The following is an 11,096-nucleotide window of genomic DNA, read 5'->3' as shown; positions in this document are numbered from 1 at the left end:
CTTATAGACATTTGTTACGAGCCAACGGGAGGGCGAGACTACATCCACCTCATTCGCATGACCGCTTATCAAAAGTTTCCTGCGCGACTTCTAAAAAAGCTTGAATCCCTTAAAGATGACGATGCTTCTTATTGTGTATTCGAGAACCTTCCGATTGATAACACATTTGGCAGCCCGCAGGGCGACGCTAATAGCTTGAACTTCAAAAGCGGTTATCTTTCTGAAAATGTGCTGGTTGCCCTGGGCAGTTTGATAGCGGAGCCCTACTCCATCAAGCATGAGGGGCCAAAACTGGTCAATGACTTGGTACCGCATCCGGAGGCCTTGGGCGAGTATACCGGCAACGGTTCGGACGTGGAGTTGGACCTGCACACCGAGAATGCCTTTCAGGCTTATGACTCCCGTGGAGACACCTCGCCGCTGGCTCTTTTGCTTCTCGGCGTTCGCGGTGACCCTGCCGGGGTGGGCCCGAAAACCTGGGTTGCCGATGCGAGGGAAGCCCTTCAGGCTCTGGAACAGGCCGATATTGAAATCCTATATGGCAAACATTTCATCATTCGTCAGCCCTACCGCTGGAGGAACAGTACCGCAGGCGCGAAAGAAACTCATGTATACCCAATTCTGAGCGGCCCGCTGACTCACCCTAGAGTCACTGCTGCGTTTTACCCGGACATGGTAATTGCCGCTGATCACGAAGCACAAAATACCCTGTTGAGGTTTTACAACGCGCTTAAAAGCGTAGCGCGGCCGCTGGACATTCAACCTGGCAAGTTGGTGTACATCAACAATCGTTTCATGCTCCATTCGCGTGATAAGTTCACCCCCAGTTTCGATCCAGAGGGGCATGCGTACCGTTGGATCCAGCGTTTGTTCATCACTAACAACTTGTGGAACTTCCGCTCATTCAACAAGTGTGGCGCGCGAATCTTCGAACCCGTTACTCGATGATATAAAGAGATAAATTAAATGTCGAACCATAAGCCATATACGTCAATTATTCATAATATAGGCACTTTTCTCACGGGTGATCTCGCAACTCCACTCATTACAGCCGATACCCTCGTCAGTGTTGATGGAATGATCACCTACGTTGGTCAGGCAGTAGATGTAGATTTTTCACACGCAGACCTGCTGATTGACGCCAAACAGAGCACGGTCATGCCAGGTTTGATCGACAACCACACTCACCCGACCCTGGGTGAGTACAGCCCGCGCTCTGGCAACCACAGTTGGATCTGGCACTCCTTGCAGGGCGGCGTGACGAGCATGATCTCTGCCGGTGAAGTGCACGTTCCGGGGCTACCGACCGACAGGGTCGGTACTATCGCCATGGCAATCGCAGCGCAGCGCTCTTTCTCCAATGCGCGCCCTAGCGGAATAAAAATGGAAGCCGGCGCGCCACTGCTCAACGATGAATTTTCGGATGAGGATTTCGCCGCAATGGTTGCTCAAGGCATCAACCAACTGGGAGAGGTCGGGATTGGCCCTGTCAAGTCAGTCAGTCGTGCAGCTGAATTGGTCAAAATGGCTCGCAAACACGGCATGACCTCTATCACCCACACGGGCGGTCCTTCAATTTCTACTTCCCAGAGCATGGGCGCAGAAGAGATCCTTGAAATTGCGCCCGATATCATCGGGCATATCAACGGCGGCTATACCGCACTGGCACCGAGCCAAATCAGATGCCTGTGTGAAGGCTGTCTGGGTGCCTTGGAAATCGTACATAACGGGAACGAGTTCGCGGCGGTCACCACCCTCAATTACGCACGAGAAATGAACCAACTGGACCGTATCGTCATTGGCACAGATTCTCCTGCCGGATGTGGGGTTCCCGCGCTTGGTATGCTCAGGGCAATTGCCTTGCTCAGTAGTTTCGGCGACGTACCACCGGAAAAGGCCGTCTGCTTCGCAACGGGTAACACCGCCAAGGTGCGAAAGTTGAATCGCGGGATTCTGGGCGTCGGAAGAGAAGCCGACATTCTGATCGCCTGCGGGCCTTTGGGAGGAGCGCAACCCAGCGTACTTGGAAGTTTCAGCAGTGGTGACCTTCCAAGTATTACCTCGATTCTGATCGATGGGCGCCTGGTCGTGAGGCAATCCAGGAACTCGCCACCGCCGTCTGTCACACCTGAAATAACTCTGCGTACCTAATAGCAGCGTCCCGAAAGGGACGTCGCCTCGAGAGCACTCATATGCACAGAATTCTGCCCGAAATTACGCGCAGAGGGCCTACCGTACTTGCATGCGGTTGCGCAATTGGATTGGCTATTCCCTATCTTGCAGACTTGGCGAGGCCGTTGCTCCCCGTCATGGTTTTCATATTTGTTCTGGGCACTCTGCTGCGTATTAACAACGCTGAAGTCATCACTGCAGCAAGAAACTTGAAAATATCTCTGATATTTCCAGCCCTGATGGTGGTGGCTTGCCCTTATATTTTTGGAATGCTTTCGCTTTACCTCACCGGCAATCAAGAACTGTCCCTTGCGATAGCCATCGCTGTTGCCGCCCCGCCCGCCAGCGGAAATGCAGCCGTCGCGAGAATGCTCGGGCTTGACCCTTCCATGTCGTTGGTGACTGCACTCTGCTCAATGGCAATTATCCCTGTCACCGCTCCGCTGATACTCCACCTATTCGCTGATGGCCTTTCACTCTCCTTGAACCCTGTTGATCTGGCGATCAGACTGGCCGTGTTGATAGGAGGCGCCGAAGGCGCTGCTATTTTGATACGTCGTTTTTCCCACACCTTCGTCGCCACGCACGGCCTGGCTATTGACGGTATTGTCGTCATCGCGCTTTTCCTCTTTGCAGTAGGCACGATGGCGGGCATGCAGCAGGTAATTCTGGAGACCCCTTCGTTGGCCATCTCAATGATCGCCATCGCCTACTGCATCAACGTTTGCCTGCAGCTTCTCATGGGCTGTTTATATCCCGGATCATTGATCTCCAAGTTCACCATGGCACTCAACGGCGGCAATAGAAATGTTGGACTATTATGGTCTGCTCTTGGTGTCAGCTTATCGCCCACAATGGCGTTGTATTTTGCGTGCTGCCAACTGCCTATTCACACCATGCCGAAGATACTGCAGTTTGTTTTACCCAAAATTGAAAGCTATTTGAACAAACTGGTTTTAAGCAAGAACCGAATCTGAGCTATTACCGCCTGGAACAGCATAAAAATGATACTCACGCCAGAAACTATCAGGCAGATTGCCGAACGCTCTTCGCTGGAGTCTACTGCCTGCTCTTGTGTTCGGGGCTTGTCGCAGGGGTGGGAAACCTTACCCAAAACACTCGAGGCGAGCAGCCTATTGCGCTTCATAGGCGAAATCTCGAGCGATAGGGCACAAGAACTCAGCCTTGAGGAATACCACCCGAACGGTACCCATTTCTGGTCTGAGGACGCGCCTATCTGCTTTGATTTCTTTCCTTATAATATTTCAAGCATCTGGGGCTGTAAGTGTTGCTCGAGAGCATTCCTCAGGTTTACAGAAGCAGGCGCCTATCACTCCGAGCAACGCATCCGTATTTTGCGTGCGTCGCTGATTAGCAACCCTGTTCAAGAAGAGCACGTTGAGGATTAGCCGTTCTTGAGCCGCCCTCCCTGCCCATAGCAAGGATATAAGCCTCAGGCTTTATTCGCTACCAACCCGCGATCACTCATGAAGGCCTCCAGCCGCGAGCGCATCCAGCGTTCCGCCGGGTCGGTGTCGACATGGCTGAGCCACACCATCGACAAATCCAGGGTCGGGGTTTCGAACGGGAACGGCTCGCAGAACAGGTTCCCGCTGGCGGCCATGGCCTGGGCGGTGTAATCCGGCAGGCTGGCGATCATGTCGGTGCCGGCGAGCAAGGCCGGCAACGAGCTGTATTGCGGCACCGAGAGCACCACATGGCGTTTGCGGCCCACCTCGGCCAGCCACTCATCGGCAAACCCGGCCACGTTGGCGGTGTGGGACACCAGCACGTGGGGCCGTGCGCAATATTCGTCGAGGGTCAGCGGTGTGTCCGAGGCATCGGCGCGCAGCAGGCACGGGCGAATGTGCCGCAACAGCTTACGCTTGGCATTGGCCGGCAGCCCGCGGGTCTGGGTGATGCCGACGGTAATGTCGCCGGAAGCCAGCAGGTCGGGAATGCGCCAGTAGTCCACATGCTGCACCACAAACACCACCTGTGGCGCTTCCTGGCGCAAGGCGCGCAGCAAGGGTGGCAGCAGGCCGAACTCCACATCATCGGACAGGCCGATGCGGAAAGTCATGGTGCTGATGGACGGGTCGAAATCATGGGTCAGGCTCAGGGCCGAAGACAGCGAATCCAAGGCCGGCGACAGGTGCTGGATGATCTCCTCCGCGCGCGCCGTAGGCTCCATGCGATGGCCGACACGAATAAACAGCGGGTCGTTGAACAGGGTACGCAGGCGGTTGAGGGCCGAACTGATGGTCGGTTGGCCGAGAAACAGCTTCTCCGCCACCCGCGTCACATTGCGCTCGAGCATCAGTGCTTCGAAGACCACCATCAGGTTGATGTCGGCCTTGCGTAATTCATTGCGATTCATCGGCGCCTGCCCCTTTCCCCAAGACAAGCGGCAGTTTAGGAAGGCTGGGGAGCTGCGTCTATGTGCACGGTAAAACATGTGGGCTTGCTCGCGAAGGCAATGGTTCAGCCGACGACTCCGTTGACTGACACACCGCCTTCGCGAGCAAGCCCGCTCCCACAATTAGACCGCGTTTTACCTGATGCTCAGGGCTTTAGCGGGCGCTCCTGGTCACGTTCGGAAAGCTCGGTGCCGTCGTCCGGATGCTTCCAGGTTTGCGGCTTTTCGTCTTCGCGCGGCTGCCGGGGTTCTTCACGCTCCGGCTTGTTGTGCTGCTGTTCGTTCCCCATAGCGACCTCCGCCGATAAGAATTGGACCCAGGTTCAAGCATAGAACACGGCAGGCCATTTTGAAGCCGGCTCAGATTGATAGCCAACACACATCAATCAATCCAAATTTGTCACTTATCATTTCTAAATGTGTCAGCCACTATCCCAAGTCTTAAGCGAAACAAGCACTTTAAAAAGAACGCTGGAGACACAAAACCATGACGACCCCTTCCCGGCCTGCGGCTGCCCCCTCGAAAGTAGGCGCGGTATTGCGCGTTACTTCGGGCAACTTCCTCGAACAGTTCGACTTCTTCCTGTTCGGTTTCTACGCCACCTATATCGCTGCCGCGTTCTTCCCGGCCGCTAATGAGTTTGCGTCATTAATGATGACCTTCGCCGTGTTCGGCGCGGGCTTCCTGATGCGGCCATTGGGCGCGATTATTCTGGGTGCCTATATCGATGACGTGGGCCGTCGCAAAGGCTTGATCGTGACCTTGTCGATCATGGCCAGCGGTACGCTGCTGATCGTGCTGGTGCCGAGTTATCAGACCATCGGCCTATGGGCACCGTTTCTGGTGCTGTTGGGGCGCCTGCTGCAAGGCTTCTCGGCCGGCGCGGAACTGGGTGGCGTGTCGGTGTACCTGTCCGAAATGGCCACGCCGGGCCGTAAAGGCTTCTACACCAGCTGGCAGTCGGGTAGCCAACAGATCTCTATCGTCGTTGCCGCGGCTCTGGGTTATGGCCTCAACGTGTGGATGGAACCTGCGGTGGTGGCTGATTGGGGCTGGCGGATTCCGTTTGCCGTCGGTTGCGTGATCATTCCGTTTATCTTTGTGCTGCGTCGCAACCTGCAGGAAACCGAAGAGTTCGCCAACCGCAAGCATCGCCCGACCATGCGTGAAGTGATGGCGACCCTGGTGAAGAACTGGACCGTGGTCATCGGCGGCATGCTGATGGTGGCCATGACCACCACCGCGTTCTACCTGATCACCGTGTACGCACCGACCTTCGGTAAAACCGTGTTGCACCTGAGCACCTCGGACGCCTTGCTGGTGACCTTGCTGGTTGCGATCTCGAACTTTTTCTGGCTGCCGATCGGCGGCACGTTAAGCGACCGCTTCGGCCGTAAACCGGTGCTGATCGCCATGACGGTGCTGACTGTCCTTACGGCTTATCCGGCATTGTCCTACGTGGTCAACGCCCCAAGCTTTGCGCACATGCTGGAAACCCTGCTGTGGTTCTCGTTCCTGTATGGCATGTACAACGGCGCGATGATCCCGGCGCTCACCGAAATCATGCCGGTGGAAGTGCGGGTGGCGGGCTTCTCCTTGGCCTATAGCCTGGCGACGGCGGTGTTCGGTGGCTTTACCCCAGCGATCTCCACCTGGTTCATTCACATCACTGAAGACAAGGCTTCACCTGCGTATTGGATGATCTTCGCCGCGCTGTGTGCCTTGTGTTCGACCCTGGCGCTGTATCGCCGCGCCAATACCCGTGGCCAAGTCATGCAGGAGGCCGCGCAATGAAGCCGCTGTTCAAGACCCTTACCGCTGTCGTGCTCGGCACCCTGGCGCTGACCGCCCAGGCCGAGCAACTCAAGGTCATGACCTCGGGCGGCTTTACCGCCGCGTATAAATTGCTCGGCCCGCAATACGCCGAGCAAAGCGGTGACACCCTCGACACCATCCTTGGCCCGTCCATGGGCAAGGCGCCGGAAGCGATTCCCAACCGTCTGGCCCGTGGCGAACACGCCGACGTGGTGATCATGGTCGGCTATGCCCTGGATGAACTGATCAAACAAGGCAAGGTTGACCCCGCCTCCCGCGTGGAATTGGCGGACTCGCGGATCGGCCTGGTGGTGAAGGAAGGTGCGGCCAAACCTGCGATCAATACCGATGCCGAGCTCAAGGCTGTGCTGAGCAAAGCCAAGTCGGTGGCCTATTCCGATAGCGCCAGCGGCGTGTATGTCGAGAAGGAGTTGTTCAAGAAACTCGGCATGCCGGCCAAAGGCACCATGATCGAACGCGTGCCGGTGGGCGAGCAGGTAGCCAAGGGCGATTACGAAGTCGGCTTGCAGCAAGTGGCGGAGTTGTTGCCGGTCAAGGGTGTAACGTTTGTGGGCAAGATCCCGGAAGACGTGCAGTCCGTTACCCGTTTTGCCGCCGGTATTCCGGTGAACGCCGAACACCCGGAGCGGGCCAAGGCGCTGTTGCAGTTCATGGCATCGCCCGAGGCCCAGCCGGAGGTGCAATCCACCGGCCTGGACTCGGTGTCACGCTGACCGGAACGGCATCTCCCGCACCAAACGCTCCAACTCCAGCGCCGCCGGTGGCAACGTCCGCCCGCGGCGCTTGATCAAGCCCACATTGCGCAGCACATGAGGCTCTACCAGCGGCACACTGACCAGAATCGGGTGAGTGTGCGCCGGCATCGCAATCGACGGCACCATCGCCACGCCCAGCCCCGCCTCCACCAGCCCGATCATCGTGGTCACATGGTGGGTCTCGCAGATACTCGGCTTTTTCACCCGCACCCCACGCAGGGCCTGGTCGAGCAGGAAGCGGTTGCCCGACGTCTTGTCCACCTCAATGTAGTCATGCTCATAAGCCTCGGTCCAGCTCACGCTGTCACGCGCAGCCAGAGGGTGATCCCGCCGGCAGGCCAGCACGTAGCGCTCCTGCAGCAGCAACTCGAATTCCACCTCATCGGCCAGGCTGCCGCTGAAACTCACGCCAAAGTCTGCCTCGCCGCTGGCCACCGCATTGCTCACCTCGCCGGCACTGGCATCCAGCACCCGCAGGCGAATCTTCGGGTACAGCTTGTGGAATTCGGAGATCACGTGGGGCATGAAGTAGTACGCGGTAGACGGCACGCAGGCGATGGTGACGTTGCCCATGCGTGTGGACGCGACGTTGCTGATGCCCATCAAGGCGATGTCCAGATCATCGAGCATTCGCTCCACCTGGGGCAAAAACGCGCGCCCGACCATGGTCAGGCTGACCCGCCGCGTGGTGCGCTCGAACAGCTTTACATCCAGCGCGGATTCAAGCTTTTCGATACGCCGGCTGAGGGCCGGTTGCGAGATACGGATGGCCTCGGCAGCGCCACGAAAACTGCCCTTGTCCACCACGGCGCGAAAGGCTTGGAGGTCGTTGAGGTCGAAGTTGATGATCACGGGAGGCAGGCCAGAGTGGTCGAGGTGGCGAGCATTATCGTATGGGAGCCGGTGGGACGCCACGTGTGCCGAGAGGGTTTGTCGAGATCATCCTGTTACACATATGAAGTCATACATATCAGCAGGTTATCGGCCGCCTGCGGCCACGCGATCGCCAAAACGGGTCAATACTTGGAGCCTGACCTACACAACTGGAGACGTAGCAACTCATGCAAACCTACCCCTTCTGGATGGACGACGAGGCGCCGGGCATCGGCATCGATCAGTTGCTTCTTGCATCGCGCCAATGGTCGAGTAGGATTGAATCCTACTCACCTGCGGCGGATACCCCCATGCGCTCAACCCAGCAAATGAGCATCACCTTGCCCCTTGAAATGGCAGCACTGGTCAAAGCCAAGGTGGCTGCCGGCGAATATGCCAGCGAAAGTGAAGTGATTCGCGACGGCCTGCGGGCGTTGCTGGCGCGTGATCGTGCCATGGAAGACTGGCTCAGAGACGAAGTTATCCCAGCAGCGACCGCCCTTGAGGCGAAGCCTGAGCTTGGGTTATCGCCAGAACAGGTCCGCGAACACATGGCCGCCAGACGTCAGCGCAAAGGCACAGGGGAAGCGTGAGCTACTCGGTAGTTTTTTCGCCCGAGGTCTTGGCGCAACTCGATGCACTCGAAGACTACATCAGCGATGTCGGCTCCCCTCCTGTAGCGGCGCGTTTTATCGACAATCTTGTCAGCTACTGCGAAAGCCTTGCCCTGTTTCCCTTGCGTGGAGTGCGCCGTGACGACCTGCTGAAAGACTTGCGCATCACTCACTATCGTCGCAGCACCATTATTGCTTTCTGGGTGAGGCCTGATTTCAAAACGGTATCGATCATGGGCGTGTTTTATGGGGGGCAAAACTACGCGGCGTCGTTGCATGCAGATGAGAACGAGCACCCAACAAGGACTGGAAAGCCTGCTGAAAACTGATCAGCAGGCTTTTAGCGTCTTCCAGGCTGTTGGCGTACTGAAAAACGCCTGCGCATTACTATTCAACGTCTCCAGGTGATAACCACCCTCCTGCACGATCAGGCACGGCAGCCCCAGCCCTCGAATGTACTGCCCCAACCGCGCAAAACCTTCCCGCGTCACCGCGACTTTGCTTTGTGGGTCCAGCTCGTAGATATCAAAACCCAGTGACAACACCAGCACATCCGCCGAGAAGTCCTTCACCGCTGCCAGGGCCTGCTCCAGCTTTTCGAAGAACACCGCTTCGCTGGCACCATGGGCCATCGGCAGGTTGAGGTTGTACCCTTCGCCGGCGTCGTTGCCTTTTTCCTCGGCAAAGCCTGCTACGCCCGGATAGAAGTTGGTCGGGTCGCCGTGGATCGACACATACAGCACGTCGTCGCGGTCGTAGAAAATTTCCTGGATGCCTTGGCCGTGATGCATGTCGGTATCGAGCACGGCGACACGCTGGAAACCTTGGCGCAATGCCTGTGCCGCCACGGCCGCGTTGTTGATGTAACAGAAGCCACCGGCCGCGTCGAAGCGGGCGTGATGGCCCGGGGGCCGGCACAAGGCATAGGCGGCAGGTGCGCCATCGAGGATGTCACCCGCTGCGGCAACGGCGCTCTGGGCTGACCAATAAGCCGAGCGCCAGGTCAGCTCACCGATGGGGCAACTGCCATCGGCCAGGTAGCGCGCAGCCTGGGCCAGGATGCCGCGCAGGGCATTGGGTTCACGTACGAAGATGTTGGACATGACTTCGTCGCCCCAGTCTTCGGGGATCTCTTTCCAGCGCTGATGAGCTTCTTGAAGAAAAGCCAGGTAGGCGCCACCGTGCACGGCGAGCAACGGATCCAGACCGTAATCGGCTGGTTGATGGATATCGAAGCCCAGGGTTTGCGCAGCCTGCAGCAGGTTGCGCGCACGCTCGGGAACCTCCTGGGGCGTGCGCATCTGGCCGCGAGAGTAGTAGCTGCGTGGATGATGCAGGAGTTGTTCGGGGTGAAAAAACGTCTTCATGAGTTGCTCCTGGATAAACACAGAACCTGTGGGAGCTGGCTTGCCTGCTCCCACAGGGGCATGGCGTCAGCCTTCAGAAATGAACACGCCCGGCGCGTTTCAACACGGCGTTGAGCAAGACATCGGTGCCCTGGCGCACATCGTCGGGCAAGACATCTTCGGCTTCGTTGTGGCTGAGGCCGCCGACGCAGGGGATGAAGATCATCGCGGTGGGGCAATAGCGCGCCAGGTGAATCGCATCGTGGCCGGCGCCGCTGACGATGGTCTGCTGGCTGTAGCCCAAAGCGTCCACCGCAGCCTGCACGCAGGCCACGCACTCGGCGTCGAACGGCGTGGCCGGGCTGACCCAGTGCGGTGTGATGGCGACGCTCAGGCCACGGTGGTCAGCGATTGCCTGCAGGCGTGCGCGCACTTGCTGCTCCATGGCGTCGATATCGGCGTCGCGATGATGGCGCAGGTCGACGGTAAAATTGAGCAAGCCGGGAATGGTGTTGCGCGACGACTTGGCGATGCTCAGCTCACCCACAGTGGTGAGGCCCTGCGGGGCAAAATCGGCGGCGAGGTTTTCCAGGGCCTGGATCATTTTCGCCGCGCCGTACAGCGCATCTTTACGCAACGGCATTGGCGTGGTGCCGGCATGCGCAGCCATGCCTTCGACCCGCACATCGAGCCAGCGAATCGCTTGACCACCGGTGACTACGCCGATGCTGTTGGCGTTGTCTTCCAGGATCGGGCCTTGCTCGATATGCGCCTCAAAATACGCATCCACTGCGCCACCCAACGGGCGCTCACCATTGTAGCCGGTGGTGCGCAACGCCTCGGCCACGCTGATACCATCGACATCGGCGGTGGCCAGTGCCTTGTCCAAGGCGAGCGTGCCGGTGAATACCGCCGAGCCCAGCATGGCCGGGGTGAAACGGGCGCCCTCCTCGTTGGTCCACACCGCAATTTCCAACGGCTTGCGCGTCTGGATGCCGTGGTCGTCTTTACAACTCTTACGCTGCCCACGGAGGTCGAAGCGGGTGAGGCTTCGGGGGTGGCGGCGTCTTCAACAGAAAA

11 protein-coding genes and 1 pseudogene are annotated in these 11,096 nt (G+C 58.1%); 7 read left to right on the top strand and 5 right to left on the bottom strand.

Annotation, left to right across the window (positions count from 1 at the left end; genetic code table 11):
* The 3 genes from GIW04_RS21655 to GIW04_RS21645 form a co-directional block, all read left to right on the top strand.
* Positions 1-948: TauD/TfdA family dioxygenase (locus GIW04_RS21655; RefSeq protein ID WP_236479186.1), on the top strand; the 948-nt coding region annotated here is incomplete at its 5' end.
* Positions 949-966: 18 nt separating this feature from the next.
* Complete coding sequence (locus GIW04_RS21650) at positions 967-2,151, top strand: amidohydrolase family protein (protein WP_034135089.1); 1,185 nt, start codon at positions 967-969, stop codon at positions 2,149-2,151.
* Between the two features lie 41 nt (positions 2,152-2,192).
* Entirely contained in the window at positions 2,193-3,149 is a 957-nt protein-coding gene (locus GIW04_RS21645) for a hypothetical protein (RefSeq protein ID WP_003189555.1), read from the top strand.
* 476 nt (positions 3,150-3,625) lie between these two features.
* Here the strand turns inward: GIW04_RS21645 and GIW04_RS21640 are convergent, their stop codons facing one another.
* On the bottom strand, positions 3,626-4,552 hold the full coding sequence (locus tag GIW04_RS21640) for a LysR substrate-binding domain-containing protein (protein WP_003189553.1): 927 nt from the start codon (positions 4,550-4,552) through the stop codon (positions 3,626-3,628).
* A 185-nt stretch (positions 4,553-4,737) separates the two neighbouring features.
* The gene (locus GIW04_RS21635) at positions 4,738-4,881 is read right to left on the bottom strand and encodes a hypothetical protein (protein WP_003189552.1); all 144 of its coding nucleotides are present in this window, start codon (positions 4,879-4,881) and stop codon (positions 4,738-4,740) included.
* A 197-nt stretch (positions 4,882-5,078) separates the two neighbouring features.
* Between GIW04_RS21635 and GIW04_RS21630 the strand changes: the two genes are divergently transcribed.
* Together GIW04_RS21630 and GIW04_RS21625 are read left to right on the top strand one after the other, a co-directional pair.
* Positions 5,079-6,386, top strand: coding sequence for an MFS transporter (locus GIW04_RS21630; protein ID WP_003189550.1), 1,308 nt, complete (start codon positions 5,079-5,081; stop codon positions 6,384-6,386).
* Complete coding sequence (locus GIW04_RS21625) at positions 6,383-7,141, top strand: substrate-binding domain-containing protein (protein ID WP_120247654.1); 759 nt, start codon at positions 6,383-6,385, stop codon at positions 7,139-7,141. The genes GIW04_RS21630 and GIW04_RS21625 overlap by 4 nt, the downstream gene beginning before the upstream one ends.
* On the opposite strand, the gene GIW04_RS21620 is transcribed toward GIW04_RS21625, so the two are convergent.
* A complete protein-coding gene (locus GIW04_RS21620) occupies positions 7,133-8,035 on the bottom strand; it encodes a LysR family transcriptional regulator (protein ID WP_034135219.1) in 903 nt (300 codons plus the stop codon). The two genes, GIW04_RS21625 and GIW04_RS21620, sit on opposite strands and share 9 nt — an antisense overlap.
* A gap of 209 nt (positions 8,036-8,244) precedes the next feature.
* On the opposite strand from GIW04_RS21620, the gene GIW04_RS21615 reads away from it, so the two are divergent.
* Positions 8,245-8,649 carry a ribbon-helix-helix domain-containing protein gene (locus GIW04_RS21615; protein WP_003189546.1) on the top strand — a complete coding sequence of 135 codons (405 nt, stop codon included), beginning with the start codon at positions 8,245-8,247 and terminating at the stop codon, positions 8,647-8,649.
* Positions 8,646-8,999 carry a type II toxin-antitoxin system RelE/ParE family toxin gene (locus GIW04_RS21610; RefSeq protein ID WP_120247653.1) on the top strand — a complete coding sequence of 118 codons (354 nt, stop codon included), beginning with the start codon at positions 8,646-8,648 and terminating at the stop codon, positions 8,997-8,999. The genes GIW04_RS21615 and GIW04_RS21610 overlap by 4 nt, the downstream gene beginning before the upstream one ends.
* On the opposite strand, the gene GIW04_RS21605 is transcribed toward GIW04_RS21610, so the two are convergent.
* Positions 9,000-10,037: a histone deacetylase family protein gene (locus tag GIW04_RS21605; protein WP_120247652.1), complete on the bottom strand. Its 1,038-nt coding sequence runs from the start codon at positions 10,035-10,037 to the stop codon at positions 9,000-9,002.
* Between the two features lie 73 nt (positions 10,038-10,110).
* Positions 10,111-11,022 (bottom strand): annotated as a pseudogene (locus tag GIW04_RS21600) (hydantoinase/carbamoylase family amidase); the annotation flags it as partial.
* Positions 11,023-11,096 lie beyond the last annotated feature (74 nt).

Source organism: Pseudomonas sp. PA-4-8C (assembly GCF_021606625.1).
GTDB classification, from domain to species: Bacteria; Pseudomonadota; Gammaproteobacteria; order Pseudomonadales; family Pseudomonadaceae; genus Aquipseudomonas; species Aquipseudomonas lactis.
Note: the sequence above shows the minus strand (reverse complement) of the source record. Positions and strands in the feature narration are given on the sequence as shown.

Coding starts and splice junctions, on each gene's coding strand:
- GIW04_RS21650 (WP_034135089.1), top strand. CDS start 967: ATGTCGAACCATAAGCCATATACGTCAATTATTCATAATATAGGCACT.
- GIW04_RS21645 (WP_003189555.1), top strand. CDS start 2,193: ATGCACAGAATTCTGCCCGAAATTACGCGCAGAGGGCCTACCGTACTT.
- GIW04_RS21640 (WP_003189553.1), bottom strand. CDS start 4,552: ATGAATCGCAATGAATTACGCAAGGCCGACATCAACCTGATGGTGGTC.
- GIW04_RS21635 (WP_003189552.1), bottom strand. CDS start 4,881: ATGGGGAACGAACAGCAGCACAACAAGCCGGAGCGTGAAGAACCCCGG.
- GIW04_RS21630 (WP_003189550.1), top strand. CDS start 5,079: ATGACGACCCCTTCCCGGCCTGCGGCTGCCCCCTCGAAAGTAGGCGCG.
- GIW04_RS21625 (WP_120247654.1), top strand. CDS start 6,383: ATGAAGCCGCTGTTCAAGACCCTTACCGCTGTCGTGCTCGGCACCCTG.
- GIW04_RS21615 (WP_003189546.1), top strand. CDS start 8,245: ATGCAAACCTACCCCTTCTGGATGGACGACGAGGCGCCGGGCATCGGC.
- GIW04_RS21605 (WP_120247652.1), bottom strand. CDS start 10,037: ATGAAGACGTTTTTTCACCCCGAACAACTCCTGCATCATCCACGCAGC.